We start from the raw sequence: 24,813 nt of genomic DNA, 5'->3' as shown, positions 1-24,813 counted from the left end.
ATGACGTCAAGAATTCCATTTTATATCTCTATATTCCTGCTTATCGTTGCAGGTATAACACTGAGTATGTTCAGACATACCACCTACGGTGTACCTTGGACTCCTGGGGAAACCAGACAGGTTTGGGACATTGAAGCTCGTATCGAGTTCAATGCAGTTGGTAAAGAAGCAAAAGTTTCACTAGCAGCTCCTCACACTCAGTCTAATTACACACTTATTGGTGAATCAGCTTCGTCACCAGGTTACGGCATCTCTTACTTGAACACAGAATCAGGTCGCCGTGCAGAGTGGTCTATTCGCCATGCTGATGGCCCTCAAACTATCTACTATAAGACTCAATTCCTAGTCGATAACCAAGCGAAAGTTGATGCTATACCACCAGAAGGCGAAATCACACAACCAAGCTTTGATGGTCCTGAAGAAGCTGCTGCGTTGGCATTGATTGACAGAGCAACTAAACGCTCAGCAGACAACATAACTTTCACTCGCGAACTTATCAAAACGCTTAATGACCCAGACAGCCAAAACTCAGCGCTGATTCTGAATAACATGAGCAAAGTTGAAGCGACACATAAGCTACTTTCAGCAGCAAACATCCACAATAAAGTCGTTGGCGTTATCGAGCTAGAAGATGGACGTCGTCGTCAATCTATTCAGCAAATGAACCAGATCTGGGATAACGACCAATGGGTTCTATTCTCTCCAGAATCAAGTGAACAACAAGTTCAGCCAAATCTGCTTATTTGGGATGAATCAAACGTTTCTCTACTGGATGTGGTTGGCGGTCAGAACAGTAAAGTTCACTTCTCTATGATTGCGCAGGAGGTTACTCCTACTGAAGCAACCAATAGCAAAGTCTCTGCTGATCAACTGTTAAACCTTTCAATTCACAGCCTACCGCTAGAAGAGCAAGCGATGTTCAAAACCATCATGCTGATTCCTATCGGTGCTCTGATTGTTGTATTCCTGCGTGTCATCATTGGTTTAAAAACGTCTGGTACCTTCATGCCGGTTCTGATTGCAGTAGCCTTTGTACAAACACAATTGGTAACGGGCATTGTCGGCTTCCTACTGATTGTTGGTACGGGTCTTATTATTCGAAGCTACTTGTCCAAACTTAATTTGCTACTGGTCGCCAGGATATCCGCCGTAATCATCACGGTAATCATGATTATCTCTGTGTTTACTGTAGTCGCATTTAAAGTGGGTCTAACAGAAGGTCTGTCTATTACGTTCTTCCCAATGATTATCCTATCTTGGACTATCGAACGTATGTCTATCCTATGGGAAGAAGAAGGCGCGAAAGAAGTAATGCTACAAGGTGGTGGTTCTCTATTCACTGCGGTTCTTGTTTACTTAGGCATGACTAACCCGTTCATTCAGCACTTAACGTTTAATTTTATTGGTTTACAGCTTGTTATTCTAGCGACCATTTTGCTACTAGGTAACTACACAGGCTACCGTCTAACAGAGCTTCGTCGCTTTAAACCGCTAGCGGAGGACTAAGTTATGTTTGATCAATTTACTTCACCGTTTAAGTTGAAAGACAAAGGCATAATGGGAATGAACAAGCGTAACCATAGTTATATTGGTCGCTACAATGATCGTTCCAAGTATCCACTCGTTGATGACAAGCTTAAGACTAAGATCATTGCTGAACAGGCTGGCGCTACTGTGCCAAAACTGATTGGCGTTATTGGTCATCAAGCTGAAGTAAAAACAATCCACAAGATGGTAAAAGAGTGGCCGGGTTTCGTAATCAAGCCGGCTCAAGGTAGTGGTGGTAAAGGTATCCTTGTTGTGATCTCTCACAAGGATGGCGTTTACACCAAACCATCGGGTTCGACTATCAATGAAGAAGATGTAGAGCGTCACATCAGTAACGCTCTCGCGGGTCTTTTTTCACTTGGTGGTAAGAACGATGTAGCTGTAGTAGAAAACCTCATCAAGTTTGACGAGTGTTTTGATGGCTTCAGTTACGAGGGCGTACCAGATGTACGAATCATCGTATTCAAGGGCTACCCTGTTATGGCGATGATGCGTCTATCTACTTCAGCTTCTGATGGCAAAGCTAACTTGCACCAAGGTGCTGTGGGCGTAGGTATTTGTATAGCTACTGGCAAAGCCGTTCGTGCGGTTCAGTTTGACCACCCAGTGACTCATCACCCAGATACAGGGAAAGAGCTGGCGCTACTACAAGTGCCGCATTGGGAAAAGCTACTAACGCTTGCATCAAGCGCTTGGGAAATGACAGGTCTTGGCTACATGGGTACTGACATGGTTTTAGACCAAGAAGAAGGTCCGATGGTACTTGAGCTAAACGCACGTCCTGGATTAGCAATACAGATTGCAAACGGCGCTGGTTTACTACCTCGCTTGCATCATATCGAAAACCTAGGCACACCTGCTGAATACCCAAAACCAGCAGAGCGTGTTGCATACGCCGCTAAACAATTTGGTGTTCACGGTAACGAGATTGCTCCAAACTAGGCCCATCTAAATTAAAGCAAAACGACTGAGTAAGTAATTCATACTGAATATAGCTCATTAAAAAAAGCCGCATAACTCTGAGAGTTACGCGGCTTTTTAATGTCTGTCGCTAATTCGCTTAACGCTCGGAACTAAGCTTCTGTTGTTTCCGTTTCAGACTCACGAATGGGGTCAATACGAACCGCCGCCACCTTAAACTCAGGGATCTTCGCATGTGGATCCGTCGCAGTAGTCGTCAAACGGTTAACCGGTGATTCAACGAAATGGAATGGAATGAACACCACACCCTTTTGCATTCGCTTAGTCACAAACGCCGCGATTTCTATTTCACCACGACGTGTTGATACTTTGAGCATCTGACCATTCGAGATACCCAATGCTTCAGCATCATGAACACTCACCATGGCACGCGGCCCTGCTAAGTTATCCAACCCTTTTGTTTTACGTGTCATGGTTCCAGTATGGAACTGTTCTAAAATGCGGCCTGTCGTTAATACTAGCGGGTATTCCGCGTCCGGTAACTCAGCAGCATATCTAAACGGAATCGCCTCCATTTGACCACGCCCACGCGTAAATTGGGTCTGGTGCATGATACGAGTGCCATCAGGGTTATTCTTATTACTTGGCCATTGCACGCCGTTCACCGTAATATTCTCCCAACGTAAACCACCATACTGTGGCGTTACACGTGCTATCTCATTGGTGATATCGGCAACGGTTTTATAGTCCCAACCACCGCCCATTGCGTTGGCTAGCATTTGGATAATCACCCAATCTTCTTTCGCTTCACCTGGAGGTAATACCGCCGGGTTAATGCGCTGAACACGACGCTCGGTATTAGTAAAGTGACCAGACTTCTCAGCGAACGAGCAAGACGGCAGAACCACATCGGCATACTGGGCGGTTTCAGTTAAGAAAATATCTTGAACCACTAGGAAATCTAACGCTTCAAGCCCTTCAATCACATGTGCTTGATTCGGGTCACTCAGCACTGGGTTCTCGCCCATAACGTACAGACCACGCACATCTCGATGACACGCGCCATCAATAATCTCGGTCAGTGTTAAGCCCGTTTCAGCTGGTAAATCAGTAACGCCCCACTCCATCGCGAATTTTTGACGAACCATTGGGTTATACACTTTTTGGTAGCCCGGAAGGTTGTTTGGCAATGCGCCCATGTCACACGCGCCTTGTACATTAGATTGACCACGTAATGGGTTTATACCACCGCCTTCAATACCAATGTTGCCGCACAAGAGTTGAAGGTTTGCGATAGAGCGAACATTATCGTGACCAGTAGTGTGCTGCGTAATACCCATCGAGTAGTACACCGCGGTACGCTCTGCAGTACCGATCAAGCGCGCCATAGCGAAGATGTCTTCCGCTTTAACGCCTGTCACCAATTCCACTTTGTCTAAGGAGTAGCTTGGTGACATGACCTCTTGTAACAAGGTATCAAAGCCGTCCACACGATCTTCGATATACTCTTGGTCATACCAACCGTGTTTGATGATCTGCTGCATCACGCCATTAATCAGCATCACGTCTGTACCCGGTCGGTGAGCTAGGTAAAGTTCAGCATGGTCGGCAATATCGATTCTCTTAGGATCAGCGACGATCAAGCGAGCACCGTTATGTCTTACCGCCTGTTTGATGTGTGAGCCGATAATTGGATGTGCCGATGTGGTGTCCGAACCAATAATAAAGATCACATCAGAGTGCTTGATACTTGGAATATCATTGGTCATAGCTCCACTGCCTAGCGAAGCTTCAAGCCCAGTCACCGTTGAGGCATGACAAAGACGTGCACAGTGATCGACGTTATTGGTACCTAGTTCACGACGAATGAATTTTTGAAACGCATAGTTATCCTCGTTGGTGGTTTTCGCCGACGAGAACCCCGCCAAAGCGTTACTGCCAAAGCCTTGCTTAATCGCTGTAAACTTCTCGGCAACGAGCTTAATCGCTTCATCCCAACTTGCAGGTTGTAACCAGCCATCTTTACGAATTAATGGTGTGGTTAAACGCGCATCGCTGCCAACGAAATCGAAACCAAATCGCCCCTTAACACACAACATGCCTTCATTGACCGGAGAGTCCCCACCTTCGATATAACGGATTTTATTTTTGTGCTCATCGATATGCATGGTTAGTTTACAGCCCACACCACAATAGGTGCAGATGGTATCGACTTTCTTGAGTACGTCTGTGTCTCCTTGCTTTCTATCACGAGCATCCACCATCGCACCGGTTGGACACGCCTGAATGCAAGAGCCACATTGAACACAGTTTGAGTCGCCCATTAATGTTTTGTCCGACCCAAAGTTAGGGCGACATTCAGGCCTTGATGCTGGCTTACCATCGGCTTGGCTCATGAAGCTAAGAACGCCATGAACATTCTGCTCGCGACATGCTTGGATACACTGACCGCAACTGATACAGCGGTTAGCATCAAAGATTATGAATTCAGAGCTGTCATCAACGGCAAATTTTTGTCTTGTTAAACCGACCTTCGCTTCTTCTGCGCGAATCGCCTGCCAACTTTCATTTGAAGCCACATCGATTTTGTATTCTGGATATGTTTGAGTGGCTTTGTATTCGGTCGAATAGTCTCTTAGGTCGCAGTTTGTATTAGCTTGGCAGCCGCATTCTAAACATCTTGCTGCTTCCGCGATTGCATCTGCATTATCAAAGCCTGTTTCTACTTCCTCAAAACTTTGCTCGCGCTGCTCGGGGGTTAGCTCTGGCATGATCTTACGCGCCATTCGCTGAATGGACTTGTACTGCTCAGGATCCACCGCTTTGAGCTGCTTGTGCTTTCTTGAGTTAAACGGTTTGACCGGAATGTTATCCATGTCGCCGTGAAAGAAACGATCGATCGCTTGCGCTGCAATACGTCCATCGCCAACGGCTTCGACAGCCGTCGCAGGGCCGCGTCGAAAATCACCAATACTAAAGATATTGCCAGTACCGGTATGCATGGTTTGCGGATCAGCATCAGCGGTATTCCAACGAGTCAGTGGAATATCAATCGATTCGTTGTCCATAAAGCTCAGATCAGGCTTTTGCGACACCGCAGCGATAACCGTATCGAAGGCTTCGACAAAGAACTCACCCGTTGGTTTAGGGCTACGACGACCGGAAGCATCAGCCGGCCCTAAAGCCATACGCTCTAAGCGTATTTCTGATACGTGGCCATTTTCATCAGCTATATTTTCGGCCGGGTTAGTCAAGAAGTGGAACTTCACACCTTCATGCTCAGCTTCTTCAATTTCGTAATCTTCTGCAGGCATCTCATCTCGAGTTCGACGATAAATCAACGTGGTATCCGCACCATCACGCACCGCAGTTCGAGCACAGTCAATCGCGGTGTTACCGCCACCGATCACTGCAACCTTTTTACCTGTGACATACTGCTGATCGGTCACGTAATCTTTAAGGTAATCGACGCCTAGGTAACAACCGCTAAGCTCGCTACCCGGATAATTCATTTCAACCGCTTGTGATGCACCAACCGCTAAACAAACCGCATCAAAATCGTTGCTCAAATCAGACAGTGTAAAATCAACGCCCAATTTTTTATCGCACTCTACCGACATCCCATTACGGCACATCAGTTCGATTTCTTTATCTAGAATCGACTTAGGTAAGCGATACTCTGGGATACCGTAACGCAGCCAACCACCAGCTTTAGGCATCGACTCATAAACAACTACATCATAGCCTTCGTTGGATAGATAATAACCTGCAGTAAGACCACCGGGGCCACTACCAACAATCGCTATACTCTTACCTTTATTTGGTTTCTGAACTGGTATATAGCTTTCTTGCGCCGCTAAATCTGCATCGGCTGCGTGTCGCTTGAGTTGGCGTATCGCGATGGATTCATCAACCAAGTTTCGACGGCATTCAGTTTCACAAAATGCAGGACATACACGACCAATCGAAAGCGGCATTGGTAATGTCTTTTTGATCACCTCAATCGCTTTGATGTGATCATTTTGAGCAATATGATGCAGATAAGATTGAATATCGACCCCTGCAGGACACGCAGTTTGGCATGGTGCCTCACAATCTGCGTAATGGTCTGTCATTATGCGGTTCAACGCTTCTTGTCGATGGTTAGTCAACGGCTTTGACTGAGTCGTAATATTCAACCCATTAGACACTTCAAGATCGCACGAGCGCTTCATACCTAAGCCATCAACCTCGACGACACATAAATCGCATGGAATCTTATCTGTTGTTTTGTTCAAACCACATAGAGATGGGATCTCTAAACCACATGTTTTTGCCGCTTCAAGTACGGTTTGTCCTTGTTCGACGATTCGAAATTTCCCATCAATAACGATTTGAATCATATTGAGTCCTGCCTTCCAGTTTGCGTAATAGCCACGCTCAAGAATATTAATTAGTCGTTCAGTCGTGTGTAGACACTACTGCCATACCATTACCATACATTAATTGTGGTTTTGTGCGTGTGACTTCAAACAAGTTCTATTGAGATTAGCCCTAATGTATGAGTGGTCATATCAGTAGTTCAAAGGGGGTAAGTTACGAGGCATATGAAGCGGATCAGGCCAAAGGGGGTTAGAACAATTGCAGAACGCTAGATTTAGGTACTAAAAAGCCCCTAATGATTAGGGGCTATGAATCAGTATCGTTGAATCGCTATCGAGCTTATTGCTCAGTTTCTTCGATAAGCTCTTGTACTGGAGATGCTGGCTTGTTTTGAGCAAAACCGCGCAAACCAACAACGTGTACATGTTCGTGGTCTTTAAATACCTTACGAACCAGTTTGTAAGTTGTGCCTTTCTCTGGACTTATGTTCTCTGGCGCCGCGATCAGAAGTTGCATTCCTAAACGGTCACACAGTTCAAATAGCGTTGAAATAGATTTCGCATCCAGACGTGCCGCTTCATCAAGGAACAACAAACGACATGGAATGATGTCTTTACTACGAAGTCGACGTGACTCTTCTTCCCAGCTCTGAACAACCATCAGTAGGATAGACTGACCGGTACCGATCGCTTCACCCGTAGACAATGCGCCAGATTCCGCTTGTAACCAACCGTCTGAACCACGGTTAACTTCAACACTGAGTTCTAGGTAATTACGATAATCCAGTAGCTCTTCACCCAGAACTTGCGGAGAACGTTGACCCATATCGATATGTGGGTTCACACGTTGGAACAATTTCGCCATTGCTTCTGAGAAGGTGAAGCGCGTTGATTCAAACAAGTCTTTGTGCTGCTCTTGCTGAGTCGCTAAGCCTGACAGCAAGATTTCGTGGCTTTCACGGATCTTAACGTTCAGACGAACGCCCTTAACCTGACCAAAGTAAATATTAGACAAGCCTTGGTTCAGCATTCGAATACGGTTCTGCTCGCGCTGAATCGTTTTCTTGATAATGCTTGCTACCGACTCAGAGCTAATCGCCAAGCGGTTTTCACGCTGTGTCAATTCTTCTGTTAGTCGAGCGAGCTCAACTTCCATCTCTTCGATTGCTTCAACCGGATCATCCGTATGAATGATGTCTTGGCGAATACGCTCGCGAAGATGTTGGTAAACCGCAATGTAGAACAGAACTTTACGCTCTGGATGTGCGTTGTCTTCCGATAGACGCAGCGAATCACGTAAGTCGTCATTGTCAGCTACAGCCAGACGTAGCGCACCCAATGATTTATCCGACATTGAGCGAAGTTCTCCCGCCGTTAGGTAAGCCAGTTCACGCTTGTGTAGACGACGTTCAACATCATTTTCACGAGCTAAACGAAGTACTGAGCACCAACCTGCTTTTGCTGCAACCACGAAGGTACGAAGTTCTGTGTACTCTTTCTGTACTTTCTTAAGACGCTTAGCCAAGGCTTTCATCTCAAGTTCTGTTGACGTAATCGTACGCTCGTATTCGCTCTTGCGGCTGCGAGATGTGTGTAAACGCTCTTGAAGCTCGTCACGACGACGTACAGCACGCTCTTCAGCGCCTTCATCAGCGTTTACGCCAAACTCTTGTAGCTCTTGTTTGAACTCTTGAACCGTCTCTTGCTTCGCTTGATGTGAGCTCTTCAGTGCCGCCAATACTTGGTTATATTGGTTCATCTGTTCACGAGCTTGCTTCAAGCCATCACGGCCTTTGGTTCTTGCTTGTTCTGCTTGAACCAATTTCGCTTTTAATTGCTCACTCAGTTCACTGCTCTTGTTTAGCAAATCAACAGAGTCCGCGTAAGCAAAGTAGTGACGACGCTCAATCAAATCAGACAGCGCGAACACTTTGCCTTTTAGGGTTTGTAGTGCGTAATCGGCTTGACGATATTCGGCTTCCAAGGCTTCGAACTGCTCTGGATCAGCATCTAGTGCAGATACGATTTGCTCTAGAGAAGTAAGCGCTTTGCCATGACTATTCAAGTAAGACTTAGCTTCACTTAAACGCTCTAGTTGTGCTTCTAATTCAGCTAAGCGCTCAGCCAATGTTTCGTCTTCAAGAATACGAACCATTGGCGCTAATTTATCTAATGCACCAAGTGCCTGCTTGCTTTGTAGAAGCTGGCTACGTTGCTGCTGCTCTTTAGAGTTAAGCTCAGCCAGAGAACGAACAATTTGATTGCGCTTATCACGAATTGCAGTAAGTGCTTGTTCTGGGTCTGCGTTAAACGCAACGTGTAGGTGCTTCGCAACAAAGCTGTTGAATGCTTGGTATAAGCGATTCAGTTTTTGAGAGTCAAACGCTGCTTTCGCGTGGTTCTCAACCACAACATCACGCTCTTCGCGCAATTTCTCTAGGCGCTGTTCACGAGCCGCACGGCCAAACAGTGGGATCTCAGGGAAACGAGAGTAACGCATTTGGCGATCGTTCAGCTGAACACACACCGCGCCTTCTAACTCGTCGGCATTGAATGAGCTATCATCAAATGCGTCTACATCACCTTCAAGGATGTAAAGGTCTTCAGGACAATCATCAAGATCAATCAGTTTCTCTTTGATGCCATCAAGATCTGAAACCACAATCGCATGACGAGCCGGGCCATACATCGCACTGAAGTATGGCGCATCGCCAATCGTGATGTCATCGTAGATCTCAGAAAGCAGCACACCACCAAGGGTGTCCGCTAGGCCTTTCAGACGAGGATCGTTAGAGCCACCCGGAGATGCTAGACGCTCGATCTCTTGCTCAAGTTCAGCTCGGCGAGTTGCCAATTGATCTTTAGCAACCGCTTGAGATTTCTCATCTTCAAGCACTTGCTGCATTTGAGTCATTACCGCTTGGCTATCTTCTAGCTCAGCGTCTGTTTGATCTCTTAAAGCTTCAAGTGCATCGTTTGCCGTGATCCACGCAGGAGCAATTGACTCAAGTTTTTGAATCTCTTGGTCGTGGTTTTGTTGTATACGACGTTGCTCGCTCTTCGCTTCACGCAGCTCTTCTTGAGCGTACTCAAGGGACTCGATCTGCATAGCGTGACGTTCACGTTCTTCATCGAAAACCGCTTCATCAGTCAGTGAGATGTTGTGCTGTTTTTGGTATTCAGTCGCCAGCTCTTTTGCTTGACGCTGCTGAGCCACATCACGAGCCATGTCGCGGTGCTGAGCGCGCCACTGCTGTTCGTTCTCAACAACGTGTTTTGCGTTACGACCTTTTTCTAGAGCTTGCTTCGCACTATGAGACGCGTCTTTACGCTCCACGTCACCGACGATGCTCTTAACCAAAGACAGTGCTTTGTCGAACTGTGCAGAAGCTGCAGAAGACATGTCTAGCTTGTGCTTAGTAGACAGTAGCGTCTGCGTGCTTGATTCTTCTTGTGCTTTTAGCTCAGAAACCAAGGTTAACGCGCTTTCTGCCGTAATAGATTCATCACCTAGCAACTGCTTGGTTTTCTCTAAAGCTTGAACGGCTTGCTGGTATTGAAGTGCACGAGTCTGCTGAACGTCCAACGCTTGTTGGTAATCAGCAAGCTGAGTTTTCAGGCTATCCACTTCTTCTTCAGTAATGGTTGCCTGTTCTTCAGCAAGAAGTACTCGCTCTTGAGCTTCTTCAACCACCATCATCTGCTCTTCTAGACGCTCATTAAGCTCTTCTAGATCTTCGCTGTAACGTGCAATTTTCTCTTGCTGGCGAAGTGCAGTTTGAACCAACTGAAGGTGATCCGAAGCCGCTTGGTAATCTTGCTCTAGCGCTGATTCTTGATCCACCAGCAGTTCGAGTTCTTCTTGAACACGATTCAGCAGGTTGTTTTGATCAAGCAAGGTTTCGCGAGAACCAAACAGTTCCCCACGGAACTTCATGGTTTGATCTAACTTGTTACGACGATCGTTGGCATGGCGCATGTAGTCTGCTGCCACGTAGTTCGTAGATTCAGTGATCAAGTGTTTGAACAAGTCACGATCCGACTGAGTTGTCTTGATCGCTTCTAGCGTCATGCGGTTCTCACGCAGTGCTGATTCCATGTCTTGGAATGCTTTCTTCACACCACCGTTTTGCGGTAGAAGATAATCGCGCAGAGAACGCGTAATCGCACTAGAAATACCGCCGTAAAGCGATGCTTCGATCAAACGGTAGAACTTAGAGCGGTCGCTGCTGTTACGCAGTTTCTTAGGTACCACACCGTATTCAAACATTTGCGAGTGGTAATCAACAATCGAAGAGAAGGCTTTAAAATGAGCGCCTTCGTATTGCGCTACCGCCGCTTTCACATCATTCAACTGACATACGCGAGCGTGGCTGTCTGAAACATTCTGAATCAACACATCCGTTGGTTTCACATGGCTTGGAAGGCCTTGGATTACGAACGGTTTGATGTCTACTTTCTTGTCACGACCGGCAACTTGCTGCAGTTTTACTGCAAACAATAGGCGTTGATTACGAGAGTTCACAACATCTAGTGCAGCATAACATGCGCCAGGTTGAAGCTTACCGTAAAGGCCTTTATCACGAGATGACTGTGAGCTACCCGCTTCCGTTGTGTTACGGAAGTGCAGAAGGCTTTGGTCAGGAATCAGCGCTGTGATGAATGCCGCCATAGTGGTCGACTTACCTGCACCGTTACCGCCAGAAAGCGTTGTAACCAATCCATCAATATCAAAAGTACGCGCAAAGAAGCCGTTCCAGTTGACCATGGTTAATGATTGATACTTACCTCTTTCAATCATGCTTCACCTTCTACTTTTGTTTGTTCGCCATCGTTTGACTCAAGGTCAAAGTCAGCTTGATCGTTAAAAATGTCTTGTTGACCGTTTTCGTCCACGTCTACTTCTGATACGGCTTCCGCCTGTTCTTCATTCAACAAGCTACCTTGGTTAGGCTCTTGGGTATGAACCACAGCTTCACCATCACGGATAAGACGTAATTGCGCTTCTTTCATATCGTCACCAACACGAACGTCAGCGCCAAAGCGGAATACCGCTTCGCTGATACGGAACTTGCCGGTTTCACCAATCGCAATCAACATGCCGATACGGCGCAAACGACGTAAAGAAGTACGTACTTTTTCGAAGAGCTTTTCTTTATCTAGGTCAGAACCAGACGCACGGTTGGTTGCAAGCTTCATGAGTTTTTTCTCATCCGCTAACGACATCAATTCATCAAACAGTTCTTGGTTGGTGAAGATACCTTCATGAGCCAGACGTTCTGGGCTTAGGTATAAGAAACACAACACCTTGCCAACCAACATGTCTAGCTCAGACAACACACTACGACCAATTAGAGACGTAGAACGCGGACGCAGGTAGAAGAAACCTTCCGGTGCTTTTACCAGTTCCGTATTGTAGCGTTGATAGAAATGCTGAAGCTCAACTTCAAAATCAGACAGTAACGCGTGGTTATCTAGGTCTTCTGTTGAAACATGCTTACCTGAACGCAGCATGCTGTCTAGCGCAGGGAACAGTGGGTTCGCTATCGCTTTTACCAGTTTCTCTGGCATGTAATCATCAGTACTTGTTAATGACATTTGCTTGTACCTTTGCACCGAAATCGTTGATTGCCTGCCAATCTGGCTGAATAGCCTGATAGTCAGACTCTGAGTAACCTAAGCGTACGGCTTGGTCGACAACAATTCTGGCTAAATCAAAATGGTGTGTGCGAGGGTGTGCAGCGAGGTAATCGCGTAACACAAGGCCAAGATCAATTGGCGCGCCTTGCTGTTTGTGAGCTTTTAACATCTCTGCAATTCGATCGGAAAGCAGGTCATTCACTTGCTCAAATTCTTCGTACTCTACGTCGATTGGTGCTTGTCCCATCACTTCGTCATCACGAAGCACAAGCGCTTCATCACGAAGATCCGTCAGCTTCTCAGCGTCAGCGTAAGTCAATAACCAAGGTGCATCAAAGTAGTCAGTGACTGACTGACGCAAGCGCTGGCTAAAGGCTCGGTTTTTATCCATATCAATCGCGGTACGAATAAACTTGTGAACATGGCGATCGTAGCCGATCCATAAATCGATGGCTTGTTGGCCCCAACTGGTGATTCGGTCTAGCTTCATCTGCAAGCCGAACAGGGTTTCGCCAACGAACTCGAGTTCATCGTCACCGTAAACAATTTCTTGAATATCGAGGATCTGTGTTTGCAGTTCATCACCCGCCGCTTGCAAGGTGTCTTGCAACTCTTTTAGCGTGGACGAGGTTTCTGAAAGCAAGGTTTCACAGTTGTTAATCGCCTCTCGCCAATCTTTGTTTAAAAGGTCAGCAATTTGCTGCTTAACTGTTTGCTGCTGCTCATCCATAACACGTTGGTTAAGATCAATTTGATCGAAAATTTCACCAACAGAATACTTGAGCACGCCGTAAACATTCTTTCTCCAATGTCCTGGAGTTCCGCCTTTTTGTGCTGCTTCAATGGCTTTTGCCATCTCGTCCGCAACCATTGAAAGCTGGATAGACAGTTTCAACTTAGAGAACTGACGGTGGCGTAAGTAATAATCTGAAATACCAATCGCCAATGGTGATAAGCGATAAATACTCGCACCATCGGTGATTTCGCTAGTAAAGCGGCTAATCAACTTTTGTTTAACTAACTCGTTGATGGCATTGTTGGCACGAAACGCGGACGCTTCGCCAGTATCTTCAAACAGTCGAGTGACGATGGTAAATGCATCGTGCAGTTCCCCCTCGCCCAACTCTTCATCGAACCTTTCATTGCTTAGTACTGCGATAGCAATCAAAAATGCTAAGCGCTCTGGTGGCAAGTTTAATGAAAAATCATGCTGCTTGACCCAGCCCACCAACTCATCAATTGGCTGCTCTTCGGCAGTTTGAGTCATTTCACTCATTGTGGTTCCTGTTACTGTTCTTCGTCATATCGAATGTATTAGATATGACGCCTATTTCTTTATGACGCGGGCTTCTTACGATGGCATAGCGCATGTTGTGGCTTCTTTTACCACATTCAGCGCTATTATTGCGCAGGTTTTTGAGCCCAAACGTGAATATAACGGCCTAGTGACAGATATGGCTCTTGGCGACATAGCTGTTTTTCCAGTTCCAATACATCTTCAAATTGGTAATCGCCCATGTACTCCATATTACCTATGTAGTCACTGAAAGAGCGAATGCCTGATTTACCACAGATTTCTAGACCAGCGTCTTCTATCCATTGGTAAACCTCTTCCGGCTTCAAGCCTTTTTGTGGTTGCAGCTTAAACCGTTTTCGATGTGGCATCCCATTCAATACATGAGGAATATTGCCACAAATCACATTTTTCAGGACTAATCCGTGGTGGTTGTAAAACATTATCGAGGCAACGCCACCCGGTTTAACTTGTTCAAGCAATAAATCAAGCGCCTCTTTAGGATCGGCTAACCATTCCATTACGGCATGAAACATCACAAAATCGACTTTTCCATCGAGATGTTCTGCGACTTTTTGTACCGGTGAATGAATAAATCGATATTGCTCTAACAAACCCGCTTCGCTGATACTTTCTTCTGCGAGCTTCAGCATTTCAGAAGAGAGGTCACACAGAGAAACGTTATGCCCAAGCGACGCAATTTTTTGCGACATCTGTGCAAGTCCGCCTCCAGCATCAAGCACATGCAGTGGCGAAGCTGATTGTTCAAATTTGCTCAAAGCTTGTTCTAAATCTTCCCATACGATGATCTGACGGATCTCTCCTTTGTCAGAACCGTAAATATTTTTTGCAAATTTGTGGGCAATATCGTCGAAATTACGGTCTTCAGTCACGGCTACTTGAGTTATTATGTCCTATCGTGCCTGCTATTCTGTCACAGGAATTTCAGGAATAAAGAGGCGATGTCTCTTTTTACTACTAAGTGATGTTTTTTCGGACTATTCGGATATGTTTGAGCTGAAAAAAGTAGTGTCTTCGCTATTGATGCCACTGCCAGCAATGTTAATTCTCGCTTTTCTGGGTTTAGCCCTAGTGATGTTTACTACCAAAAGGAAGACTGGTTGCCTAATCACCCTTTCAGCCCTATGTGGTATTTTCCTAATCGCTTTCCAGCCAGTTTCTAGTCAACTTTTAATGCCAATGGAAAGGCAACACACCGCTTTTTTACCTGTCGATGAAACCGTCGATTACGTGATGGTTCTCGGAAGTGGTCACGTCGTAGATGACCAAATTCCACCGACATCAGAACTTAGTCGCACCGGCCTGATGCGCTTAAGTGAAGGGATTCGTATTCTACGCCTTTACCCTGGTGCAAAACTTATTTTGTCTGGCTATGGCGCAGGCACTGAAGTAAGTAACGCAAGAATGATGGCTAAAGTTGCATTAGCACTAGGCGTAGCAAAACCTGATATCATTCTGCTTGAAACAGCAAAAGACACCTGGGAAGAAGCCCGCCAAGCTGCTGCGTTTGTTAAGAATAAAAGAATGGTGCTAGTGACTTCAGCTAGCCATATGACTCGCGCACTGAATGAATTCAATGCTGCCGGCATGAAACCTCTACCAGCACCAACTAACTACCTTGCACAAGAAGGGATTGTTGAGCCTTGGAATAAGTATATGCCAAAAGCTCTCTACCTTGAGCAGACTGAGCGTTACTGGCACGAAACCATGGGGTTGGTTTGGCAAAGCCTGCGTGATTGGCTTGATACAAGTAATGACCCGGTCGAAGAGCCTATTGTTGTTCCCGAAGCATCCAACCTTGTTGAAGGTGGCAGTGACGTTTCTGCAGCACAGTCTCAATAAGCAGATTGCATAAAATATTCAGTAAAAAAAAGCCGAGACATCAAAGATGCCTCGGCTTTTTAACATTCAAATATCCTAATACACTCAACGGGAATTAGTCACCAGCAAACATGTAACCTTCACCGTGAACCGTCACAAAAATTTGTGGGTTCTTAGGATCGAACTCCATTTTTGCACGCATACGACGGATTAGTACGTCGATGGTACGGTCATTAGGCGCATCCACACGGTGGCTAATCATATTGAGAATACGCTCACGGCTTAACACCTGATTTGGGTAAGAAGACAGTGCAACCAATAATTCGTATTCAGCTTTCGTCAGTTTAACCGGTTCACCGTTTTTGCTTAACGCACGACGAGGGATATCAAATGTCCACTCACCAAAACGAACCACTGATTCATCTTCTGGTTCTTCAGCCGCACCTGCTGCCGTTTTACGAGCGGCAGAAATACGCCAAAGTAGGTTTTTAACTCGAACCAATAACTCGCGAAGTTCGAAGGGTTTAGTAACATAATCGTCAGCGCCCATTTCAAGGCCTACAATTTTGTCGATGCTATCCGTGCGTCCAGTAACTAAAATAATTCCAATGTCTGATTGACTGCGTAATTCGCGAGTTAGCATCAATCCATCTTCGCCTGGTAAGTTGATGTCCAGCATAATGAGGTCAACGTTGTTTTCTTCTAACACGCCTCTCATTTGAGCGCCGCTTTCGGCTTCGCTAACTGTGTAACCTTCGTTCTGGAAGTATCCAACCAGTTTACTGCGGGTTACCACATCATCTTCTACGACTAATACGTGATAGCTCATCTACACCACTTTTCTTATTTAATAGTTTCAGTGACTATTCTATTCATAACTCGTAACAATTCTAGTAGTACACGAGATAAAAGCCAGAAACATGGATTTTTTTTGATACAAGACAATCTTAAACCTTGCTATTTATCTTCCATCGCAATTCAATATAGGCATTACTACTAACGAGTAACTTTGCGTTTCGCAAATAACCTTGTTATTCAGCCTTCGTACCCTAGGTATTACGAAAGACGATATTAGGATTAATCAAATGAAAGAAACGAAAGCATTCAACGAGCAAAGAGCCGAAATATACTGGTGGCTATCAAGCTTATTCGCCAAAGAGCTCACCCAAGAAGAACTCGATCACTACCACTCTGTTGAGATTCGTTCTTTCCTAACTGGTTTAGGCGAAAATGAAACACTAAAGCCTGCGATTGATCGCTTAGTCGATGCACTGAACCGTCTCCAAACACGTGAAGATGCCCAACTAGAACTGTCTGCAGACTTTTGCGATCTTTTCTTAAAGACAGACAAACACGGCGCTCTTCCTTACGCTTCCATGTATATCGGCGAAACTGGCCTTTTAAATGATAAGCCTGCAAGAGATATGGAAGAGATCATGGTCAAGCACAACTTAGTCGTGAACCAAGACTTAAAAGAGCCAGCAGACCACATCGCTATCGAACTCGATTTTCTTGGTAACTTGATCATCCGTTCTAATGAAACGGATCTTGAAGAAGAACTCGAAAAATCGTTCGCCGTTCAACAGCAATTTATCAAACAACAACTGCTTACTTGGGTACCAAGGTTCAACGTAAAATGTCATGACGTTGACGAATTCGGTTTCTACGCTTCAGTCTCAGCTCTGCTACTGGCATTCTGCACATTAGACACTCAATACCTCGCTGGTGAATAAGTTTATTGGATGATTTGGTAAACAAATTCAGCAGAATGTGACAATTCACCCGGATTTCTGGGTGAATTTTATTGCGAGTAATTTCTAGTCAGTCTAAAATTGTGACCGCAAACGATAAAATATGAAACATTCACGAAATGCTATGCTTATTAAAGTTCAGAGCATTTCGGTGTTAAGACAAGCCGCTCAATAGCGGTTTTTTGTTTTTTAGCACTTTAGTACCCAAAGAGCCCTACAAATTTAAGCTCTTAGTTAGGTAGCTTAACGGCTACTTCATTCCGTACTTTGGGAAAGTAGCTTCTAATAGGATAAAACCATGGCCACTATCAAAGATGTCGCTCGCTTAGCCGGCGTATCAACAACAACCGTTTCTCACGTAATCAACAAAACTCGCTTTGTTGCTGAAGCGACTCAAGAAAAAGTTAACAAAGCAGTAGATGAACTTAACTATGCGCCAAGTGCAGTTGCTCGTAGTTTGAAGTGCAATACAACACGCACTATCGGCATGCTAGTTACTCAATCAACTAACCTATTCTTCTCTGAAGTTATCGATGGTGTTGAGAGCTACTGTTACCGTCAAGGTTACACTTTGATCCTGTGTAATACGGGCGGTATCTATGAGAAGCAACGTGATTACATTCGAATGCTTGCTGAGAAACGTGTAGATGGCATCTTAGTGATGTGTTCTGACCTAACTGAAGAACTGAGAGAGATGTTAGACCGTCACGCTGACATCCCTAAAGTAATAATGGACTGGGGTCCAGAGAGTTCTCAAGCTGATAAGATCATCGATAACTCTGAAGAAGGTGGCTATCTAGCAACCAAATACCTCATTGAACGCGGTCACTCTAAGATTGCTTGTTTAAGTGGCCACTTAGACAAAGCAGCATGTGTTGAGCGTATCGCTGGTTACAAGCGTGCACTCAATGAAGCAAAGATTACTGCCGATGATGATATGATCATTGAAGGTAACTTCGAGTGTGATACGGCTGTTCTTGCTGCAGAGCAAATCGTAGAGATGGAAGATCGTCCAACCGCAGTATTCTGTTTTAATGACACAATGGCACTAGGCCTAATGAGCCGCCTGCAAGAGAAAGGAATTCGCATTCCTGAAGATATTTCCGTGATTGGTTACGACAACATCGAACTGGCTGAATACTTCTCTCCACCGTTAACTACGGTTCACCAACCTAAGCGTCGTGTTGGTAAGAATGCATTCGAAATTCTGTTAGAGCGCATAAAAGATAAAGATCATGAAAAACGCGTCTTCGAAATGCACCCTGAAATTGTTGAGCGAAGTACAGTTAAAACGTTAAATTAATTGACAACTCGAGTTTAATTGCATCAAGCGCACCTTTAGGTGCGCTTTTTTTATCAACAGCTATAATGAACTCATATGCACAATGGAAAGATCATTAATTGAAGCAACATCACACTTTGAAATATCAAGTGTGAGCCTCATTCAACAAAAACTTTATTCTATTCAATCAGTCACGCACAGGGCAAACCACTTGAAAAAGTGAGACGCAAAGCTTCCGGCCTAAACCACTCGTTGGTATGGTAGCGGGGTTACCGATGGCAAAATGCAGTAAGTACTAATAATTTAGTAATTTACGGCTTATTGACAATTTAATTGCAACATTTTGCTAATCTCTCGGACCTGCTTATTTGGTGGCGTAGTTCAAATACACCGAGATAAATAACATGGATAAACCGATACTAAAGGACTCAATGAAGTTATTTGAGCCCCTAGGAAAAATAAAATCACGCTCAATGTTTGGTGGCTTCGGTCTTTTTGCTGATGACACTATGTTTGCTCTGGTTGTAAATGACCAGCTGCACATACGAGCAGAAAAATGCACAACAAAACAATTCGAACAACAAGGGTTTCAACCGTACGTCTACAAAAAACGTGGTTTCCCTGTCGTTACTAAATATTTCGCTTTACCTGAAGGCCTGTGGCAAGACCAAGAAAAAATCTTGCAGCTTGCAACCACGTCTCTAGGTTTTGCTAAAAAAGAAAAAGCCGAGCAGTCTTCTGCTAAGCCTACTCGACTCAAAGATCTGCCTAACCTTCGACTCGCTACTGAACGCATGTTGAAAAAAGCAGGGATCGATTCCGTAGAACGTTTATATGAATCAGGCTCTGTAAACGCATTTAACGCCATCAAGGAATCGCATGCGTCTTCTGTCAGTATTGAACTACTTTGGGCGCTAGAAGGTGCGATCAATGGTACACATTGGTCAGTTATACCGCAGCAGCGTCGTGAAGAGCTTATCAATCGCGTCAATTAGCATTGTCAGTGCAAACTATCTACATAACTAAGCCGCATTTTTGCGGCTTTTTTTATATCTACTGAAAGTTAATCTAAGCTTTGCCTGTCTATCTATACTATCGGTATGCATTGAAAATTTAGAGGAAGTATCAATGAGTAAGAAAATGATATTGGGTATTATATTGGTAGTAATCATCGTCTTGTTAGGCGTCAATTTTGGCCAATACCTCACGCTTGAAAATGCCAAGGCCCAACAAGCCGTTTTAAATGACTACATTGACAGCAACTTTATTGCCGCCGCCGCTATCTATTTTGTTGCGTATGTAATGATCACTGCTTTCTCAATTCCTGGCGCCGCTGTTGTTACCCTGCTTGGAGCTGCTCTATTTGGCTTCTGGAATAGTTTACTGCTGGTATCTTTCGCAAGTGCAATTGGTGCTACCCTCGCTTTTCTAAGTAGCCGCTATCTGTTACGTGACTGGATTCAAACCAAGTTTGGTGACAAGTTAGCGACAATTAACAAGGGCGTTGAAAAAGACGGCGCATTTTACTTGTTTTCTCTGCGTCTAATTCCTGTATTCCCATTCTTCCTTATCAACCTGTTGATGGGTCTAACTCCTATGTCGGTGAGTCGTTACTACATTACGAGTCAAATCGGGATGTTGCCGGGTACTGCTGTTTTCTTGAATGCAGGTACTCAACTCGCAGAAATTGATTCACTTTCGGGCATCGTGTCGCCTTCAGTACTATTGTCATTTGCATTACTGGGTATATTCCCAATTATTGCTAAGTGGTTGATGGGGAAGTTTCGCTCAACACCAGTGGCTGAATAACGTATATAGCTAAATAACGCATATAGCCAGATAAGGTTCTATTTCAATGAAGATCTTCAGTGCATCGAATCCGACAGAAGCCCACATCATCTGTGGATTACTAGAAAGTGAGAATATTGCGTGTGAAGTCCGTGGGGAGGGTTTGTTTGGTTTGAAAGGTGAAATCCCATTCACAGAAGAAACTGACCCTTACGTATGGTTATATGAGCCAGAATTGGCCAGTAAAGCCCGCACGATTGTTAATGACTACCAAAAACAGCAAGATTCTATTATCTATGAAGAGTGGCGTTGTAGTAAATGTCATGAAGTTAACGAAGCTCAATTTGGTTCATGCTGGCAGTGCGGCGCTGCTTCACCTGAATAGCAGAGTTTCCATTATTACAGAAAATGATTCTGTAAAAGACAACCTCCAAATAAAAACGGGAAGCTAAAATTAGCTTCCCGTTTTTATTTTAATTCTATTCAAACATCTGTTCTGATAAAGAACCTAGATAATCACTGAATTTGCTTTTGAATAAAAGCGATAGATTGTTGATTGAATTCTTCAGGGTTTTCGACATTACATACATGCCCACAGTTAGCGATTTCTACCAACTCACTCGACTCATGCGCTTCCACCATTTCTTTAACAGGCTTGATGAACATATAATCGCGTTCACCCATCAAATACAAAGTTGGAATCGGCAACTCTCTGTCTTTGAAGTACTTCATCAATGGATTTACGTCAGCTGTGAGGATAAACCAACGTTTAAACTCTTTTTGGCACAGCTTTTTAGCTTCGCGGATAAACAAGTGACGTGACTCTTTCTGACTTTTTTGCGGCATCACAACATAAGCAAATAAGCTGTATAACCACATATAAGGAATAATGTGCTTACTCAGGTTTCCTAATTTGATTAAGACTTGAGAGCGAGTGTTAAGTTTAGTAACCGCACCACCAAGCACCATAGAGCGCACTCTGCTCGCAGCCAATTCAGCCACGTTGCGAACGATAATCGTGCCCAAAGACATACCCACGAAGTGCGCAGAGCGGATTTTGAGATGGTCTAACACTTTAAGAATATCAAGCGTCACCGATTTGAACGTATAACGATTCGAAATCAGTTCTTTAAGTATGTTGTCTGATTTACCATGCCCTCTGAGGTCGATGAGAAGCAAATTGAAGTGCTGCTTATACGCTTTGATCTGCTTGAACCAAATGGAGGAACTGCCTCCTGCGCCATGCACAAATACAACCCACTCATCACTCGTAGGGTGAGTAAATGTTTTATGAAATAGTAAACTCTCAGACATACCTATCGCTTTAATTATTGGAGTGGAGCTCTGCCTCATCACGAGGCGATGACCAAGGATATCACGCTATTAAGAACTTTAAGTGATAATAGTGTCAAACCTAACATTAGTCATGTGAATACCTACCCTGCCTTTTCTACATGACTAAAATGAGTTTGCAAGCTTTGTCTTCGCAAACGAGATGTGCTCTGACCAGAAAACAAGAAGGCACTCTGCTATCAGAGTGCCTTCTTCTATTAAGAACTGCAATTGTTCATAAACCAACTTTTTAAGCTAAGTCAGCAAGTTAAAATGCAGAGTGGTACATCACAAGGTATTCTTTTGCCGCATCTTCCCAACTAAAATCTTGCTGCATTGCATAAAGCTGAACACGCTTAATTTCAGATGAATTTTGAGCATAAAGCAGCAATGAACGATGCAATACTGCCAGTAGCGCTTGCGGTGTTGGCTCTTCAAAAGCAAACCCTGTCGCTACCTCAGGATCCTGATCGTAATCATTCACACTGTCTTTTAAGCCGCCTACAGAGCGAACAATAGGCAAAGTACCATAAGCCATACTATAGATTTGATTTAAACCACAAGGTTCAAATTCAGAAGGCATCAAAAAGAAATCAGAGCCAGCTTCAACCAAGTGCGCTAGTTCATTATTGTAGGCTTCTACGAATGAGAACTTGTCTGAGTGAAGTGCTGATAGCTCTTTCAACTGACTCGCCAAAACCGGATCACCTGTACCGACAATCACAATCTGAAGGTCGTTTTTCAAGAACTGATCGATGATAGGCAGTAAGTAGTGAACGCCTTTTTGATTCGTCAGGCGACAAACCATGCCATAAACCGCGCAATCGGCAACGGGTAAACCCACGTCTTGTTGCAGCTTTTGCTTACAAGCTGATTTTCCGCGAGCCATGCTGTGCTTAGTCGCTTTGTATTTACGAGGAAGGAAAGCGTCTGTTTCCGGGTTCCAAGCTCCGTAATCGCAACCATTCAAAATGCCGAACAGATCAGCTGATCTGTGTTGGAATTCTGCAGCCATACCGTGGCTACCTAATTCCGTTTTCAACTCTTCTGCATAGGTAGGACTTACAGCGTTCACTTTATCAGCGCACATCACGCCAGCTCTTAGCATAGTGACATGAGTGTCACTCACTGAAGCTTCTGGCACATGATAACTGTGCATCTCTGGCAGGAATTGTAATTCATCGTATGCGAACACACCTTTGAATACCGCATTGTGAATCGAGATAACACTGCGTGTATTTTCAAAGAAATCGTGTTGTTGGTAACGCGATTTAAGCAAGAAAGGAACGAAACCTGTATGCCAGTCATTTGCATGAATGATATCCGGTTGAAAACCAAGTTTAGGAAGCATATCAAGACAGGCTGCACTAAAGAACGAGAAGCGCTCTCCGTTATCAGCATAAGCTTGATTGTTTTCTGCGTACATTTCCGGGCGGTCGAAATACTTGGCACATTCAATACCAAAAACTGGAACGCCTTCTACGCTCAGTTTTTTCACTTGGTAAGCCGTATGAGGCCAATGATCGAGTTCAGTCGATAAAACAACTTCTGCTGAATCAATGTTTGGAATATTTCTATAGGCGGGGATAGTCACTCGAACGTCCTGTTCGAGTGTTTGCAACGCTTTCGGTAGTGCCTTGGCTACATCAGCCAAGCCACCACTTTTAATCAAGCCTTCAACTTCAGACGCTACAAAAAGTACCGAGAGAGTCTTAGTAACCAACTCGTGCTCCTTTAGAAATCACTACGACACCATCGTCAGATACGTGGTAATGCTTTTTGTCTTCTGTCAGATTTACACCAATCTGTGTACCCGGTGCGATATCTGCATCTTTATCAATGATAACGCGGCGCAGGATACAACCCTCACCCACTTTTACATCACCGAGTAAGATACTTTCGCTAATATCACACGCTGATGCGATATTGCTGCGGAAACCCAGTACACTCTTTTCAATACGCGAACCACGTACGTAACTACCGCTACAAACAAGACTATCAATGATCTGAATTCGACCATTTGCCGAATCAGTAAACGTAGCAGGTGGTAGTGGCGGGTAATAAGTGTGTAGAGGCCATTTACGGTTGTATAGCGAGAATGGCGCATCTTTCTTAAGAAGGTCCATATGCGCTTGCCAGTACGCGTCAATCGTACCTACATCGCGCCAGTAAACTTCTTCTTTCTCACCAGTAATACGATTGGTGCTGAAATCATAAACAAACACATCACCACGTGGGAACATGTTTGGAATAATGTCTTTGCCGAAATCGTGTGTCGAACCTTCTCTATCAGCATCTTCCGTTAGTTCAGCAAAAAGCTCTTTCGCTTCGAACACGTAATTGCCCATTGAAACGAGCGCTGATTCTGGATCGCCCGGGATCGACTTCGGATTTGCAGGTTTCTCTTCAAAGCCAATCATACGGCCATCAGCATCAACCTCAATAACACCGAATTCTGATGCTTCAGCAAGCGGCATGCGCAATGCTGATACTGTTAGAGCCGCTTTCTTCTCTTTATGGAAATCAAGCATCTGTTTGATGTCCATCTTATAGATATGGTCTGAACCAAAAATACAGACTTGATCAGGTTCTTCCAACTCCATAAAGCCCATGTTTTGGTAGATAGCATCTGCTGTGCCTTCATACCAACGCTTTCCTTTACGCATTTGTGCAGGAATTGGGTCGATGAAACGGTCTGTTATACCACTGATATTCCAGCCTTTTTTCATATGGTGGAACAGTGACTGTGACTTAAATTGTGTTAATACGTAGATCTTCATTAGATCAGCATTAACGAAGTTGTTCAAAGCGAAATCAATTAAGCGGTAACTACCACCGAAAGGAACCGAGGGTTTGCTGCGAGATTCAGTTAAAGGTCTTAAGCGAGAGCCTTCACCACCAGCAAGAATCATTCCCAATACACCAGCCATTTTATTCTCCATATATCTATAGCTTGTCGATGTTAGTACTCGTAGAGGTATCTTCCTCTGGGGGATGAGCACCAACACTTATTTCGGTATTTAGCGAATATCCATTCACATACAGTGACAATAT

The 24,813-nt window shown here is 44.5% G+C and carries 17 protein-coding genes and 1 riboswitch; of the genes, 8 read left to right on the top strand and 9 right to left on the bottom strand.

The features are described from left to right. Both QQ041_RS05035 and QQ041_RS05030 read left to right on the top strand, forming a co-directional pair. Positions 1–1,506, top strand: a complete 1,506-nt coding sequence (locus QQ041_RS05035) for an inactive transglutaminase family protein (protein WP_248368991.1) — start codon at positions 1–3, stop codon at positions 1,504–1,506. Between the two features lie 3 nt (positions 1,507–1,509). Then, the gene (locus QQ041_RS05030; protein ID WP_060982365.1) at positions 1,510–2,490 is read left to right on the top strand and encodes an alpha-L-glutamate ligase-like protein; all 981 of its coding nucleotides are present in this window, start codon (positions 1,510–1,512) and stop codon (positions 2,488–2,490) included. A gap of 131 nt (positions 2,491–2,621) precedes the next feature. On the opposite strand, the gene fdhF is transcribed toward QQ041_RS05030, so the two are convergent. The 5 genes from fdhF to cmoM all read right to left on the bottom strand — a co-directional run bounded on the left by fdhF (position 2,622) and on the right by cmoM (position 14,657). After that, positions 2,622–6,851 carry a formate dehydrogenase subunit alpha gene (fdhF, locus tag QQ041_RS05025; protein ID WP_285953239.1) on the bottom strand — a complete coding sequence of 1,410 codons (4,230 nt, stop codon included), beginning with the start codon at positions 6,849–6,851 and terminating at the stop codon, positions 2,622–2,624. Positions 6,852–7,170: 319 nt separating this feature from the next. Next, positions 7,171–11,631, bottom strand: a complete 4,461-nt coding sequence (gene mukB / locus QQ041_RS05020; RefSeq protein WP_285953238.1) for a chromosome partition protein MukB — start codon at positions 11,629–11,631, stop codon at positions 7,171–7,173. Continuing rightward, on the bottom strand, positions 11,628–12,428 hold the full coding sequence (mukE, locus tag QQ041_RS05015; RefSeq protein WP_061018447.1) for a chromosome partition protein MukE: 801 nt from the start codon (positions 12,426–12,428) through the stop codon (positions 11,628–11,630). The genes mukB and mukE overlap by 4 nt, the downstream gene beginning before the upstream one ends. After that, entirely contained in the window at positions 12,409–13,746 is a 1,338-nt protein-coding gene (gene mukF / locus QQ041_RS05010; RefSeq protein WP_017055049.1) for a chromosome partition protein MukF, read from the bottom strand. The genes mukE and mukF overlap by 20 nt, the downstream gene beginning before the upstream one ends. A gap of 125 nt (positions 13,747–13,871) precedes the next feature. Then, positions 13,872–14,657: a tRNA uridine 5-oxyacetic acid(34) methyltransferase CmoM gene (cmoM, locus tag QQ041_RS05005; protein WP_146492181.1), complete on the bottom strand. Its 786-nt coding sequence runs from the start codon at positions 14,655–14,657 to the stop codon at positions 13,872–13,874. A gap of 115 nt (positions 14,658–14,772) precedes the next feature. Here cmoM and elyC point away from each other — a divergent pair, with 115 nt between their 5' ends. After that, positions 14,773–15,627: an envelope biogenesis factor ElyC gene (gene elyC, locus QQ041_RS05000; protein ID WP_146492182.1), complete on the top strand. Its 855-nt coding sequence runs from the start codon at positions 14,773–14,775 to the stop codon at positions 15,625–15,627. 94 nt (positions 15,628–15,721) lie between these two features. On the opposite strand, the gene torR is transcribed toward elyC, so the two are convergent. Beyond that, positions 15,722–16,435 (bottom strand): two-component system response regulator TorR, encoded by a 714-nt coding sequence (torR, locus tag QQ041_RS04995; protein ID WP_146492183.1) that lies wholly within the window; start codon positions 16,433–16,435, stop codon positions 15,722–15,724. A gap of 256 nt (positions 16,436–16,691) precedes the next feature. Between torR and torD the strand changes: the two genes are divergently transcribed. The 5 genes from torD to QQ041_RS04970 all read left to right on the top strand — a co-directional run bounded on the left by torD (position 16,692) and on the right by QQ041_RS04970 (position 20,812). Then, complete coding sequence (gene torD, locus QQ041_RS04990; RefSeq protein WP_285953237.1) at positions 16,692–17,339, top strand: molecular chaperone TorD; 648 nt, start codon at positions 16,692–16,694, stop codon at positions 17,337–17,339. Between the two features lie 316 nt (positions 17,340–17,655). Next, positions 17,656–18,660: an HTH-type transcriptional repressor PurR gene (gene purR / locus QQ041_RS04985; RefSeq protein WP_060982357.1), complete on the top strand. Its 1,005-nt coding sequence runs from the start codon at positions 17,656–17,658 to the stop codon at positions 18,658–18,660. A gap of 170 nt (positions 18,661–18,830) precedes the next feature. Continuing rightward, a riboswitch (cyclic di-GMP riboswitch) is annotated at positions 18,831–18,916 on the top strand. Between the two features lie 127 nt (positions 18,917–19,043). Next, positions 19,044–19,634 carry a TfoX/Sxy family DNA transformation protein gene (locus QQ041_RS04980; RefSeq protein ID WP_285953236.1) on the top strand — a complete coding sequence of 197 codons (591 nt, stop codon included), beginning with the start codon at positions 19,044–19,046 and terminating at the stop codon, positions 19,632–19,634. 133 nt (positions 19,635–19,767) lie between these two features. Further along, a complete protein-coding gene (locus QQ041_RS04975) occupies positions 19,768–20,448 on the top strand; it encodes a TVP38/TMEM64 family protein (RefSeq protein ID WP_285953235.1) in 681 nt (226 codons plus the stop codon). A 46-nt stretch (positions 20,449–20,494) separates the two neighbouring features. Continuing rightward, a complete protein-coding gene (locus QQ041_RS04970; protein WP_061018452.1) occupies positions 20,495–20,812 on the top strand; it encodes a DUF2007 domain-containing protein in 318 nt (105 codons plus the stop codon). 131 nt (positions 20,813–20,943) lie between these two features. On the opposite strand, the gene QQ041_RS04965 is transcribed toward QQ041_RS04970, so the two are convergent. The 3 genes from QQ041_RS04965 to glgC all read right to left on the bottom strand — a co-directional run bounded on the left by QQ041_RS04965 (position 20,944) and on the right by glgC (position 24,701). Continuing rightward, complete coding sequence (locus QQ041_RS04965) at positions 20,944–21,741, bottom strand: alpha/beta hydrolase (RefSeq protein WP_146492186.1); 798 nt, start codon at positions 21,739–21,741, stop codon at positions 20,944–20,946. 286 nt (positions 21,742–22,027) lie between these two features. Further along, positions 22,028–23,482, bottom strand: coding sequence for a glycogen synthase GlgA (glgA, locus tag QQ041_RS04960; RefSeq protein WP_146492187.1), 1,455 nt, complete (start codon positions 23,480–23,482; stop codon positions 22,028–22,030). Next, positions 23,472–24,701, bottom strand: coding sequence for a glucose-1-phosphate adenylyltransferase (glgC, locus tag QQ041_RS04955; RefSeq protein WP_080582251.1), 1,230 nt, complete (start codon positions 24,699–24,701; stop codon positions 23,472–23,474). The genes glgA and glgC overlap by 11 nt, the downstream gene beginning before the upstream one ends. Between the last annotated feature and the right edge of the window lie 112 nt (positions 24,702–24,813).

It is taken from the genome of Vibrio sp. TMPB1044 (genome assembly GCF_030442075.1).
Lineage (GTDB): Bacteria > Pseudomonadota > Gammaproteobacteria > Enterobacterales > Vibrionaceae > Vibrio > Vibrio satsumensis.
Note: the sequence above shows the minus strand (reverse complement) of the source record. Positions and strands in the feature narration are given on the sequence as shown.

Coding starts and splice junctions, on each gene's coding strand:
- QQ041_RS05035 (WP_248368991.1), top strand. CDS start 1: ATGACGTCAAGAATTCCATTTTATATCTCTATATTCCTGCTTATCGTT.
- QQ041_RS05030 (WP_060982365.1), top strand. CDS start 1,510: ATGTTTGATCAATTTACTTCACCGTTTAAGTTGAAAGACAAAGGCATA.
- fdhF (WP_285953239.1), bottom strand. CDS start 6,851: ATGATTCAAATCGTTATTGATGGGAAATTTCGAATCGTCGAACAAGGA.
- mukB (WP_285953238.1), bottom strand. CDS start 11,631: ATGATTGAAAGAGGTAAGTATCAATCATTAACCATGGTCAACTGGAAC.
- mukE (WP_061018447.1), bottom strand. CDS start 12,428: ATGTCATTAACAAGTACTGATGATTACATGCCAGAGAAACTGGTAAAA.
- mukF (WP_017055049.1), bottom strand. CDS start 13,746: ATGAGTGAAATGACTCAAACTGCCGAAGAGCAGCCAATTGATGAGTTG.
- elyC (WP_146492182.1), top strand. CDS start 14,773: ATGTTTGAGCTGAAAAAAGTAGTGTCTTCGCTATTGATGCCACTGCCA.
- torR (WP_146492183.1), bottom strand. CDS start 16,435: ATGAGCTATCACGTATTAGTCGTAGAAGATGATGTGGTAACCCGCAGT.
- torD (WP_285953237.1), top strand. CDS start 16,692: ATGAAAGAAACGAAAGCATTCAACGAGCAAAGAGCCGAAATATACTGG.
- purR (WP_060982357.1), top strand. CDS start 17,656: ATGGCCACTATCAAAGATGTCGCTCGCTTAGCCGGCGTATCAACAACA.
- QQ041_RS04980 (WP_285953236.1), top strand. CDS start 19,044: ATGGATAAACCGATACTAAAGGACTCAATGAAGTTATTTGAGCCCCTA.
- QQ041_RS04975 (WP_285953235.1), top strand. CDS start 19,768: ATGAGTAAGAAAATGATATTGGGTATTATATTGGTAGTAATCATCGTC.
- QQ041_RS04970 (WP_061018452.1), top strand. CDS start 20,495: ATGAAGATCTTCAGTGCATCGAATCCGACAGAAGCCCACATCATCTGT.
- QQ041_RS04965 (WP_146492186.1), bottom strand. CDS start 21,741: ATGTCTGAGAGTTTACTATTTCATAAAACATTTACTCACCCTACGAGT.
- glgC (WP_080582251.1), bottom strand. CDS start 24,701: ATGGAGAATAAAATGGCTGGTGTATTGGGAATGATTCTTGCTGGTGGT.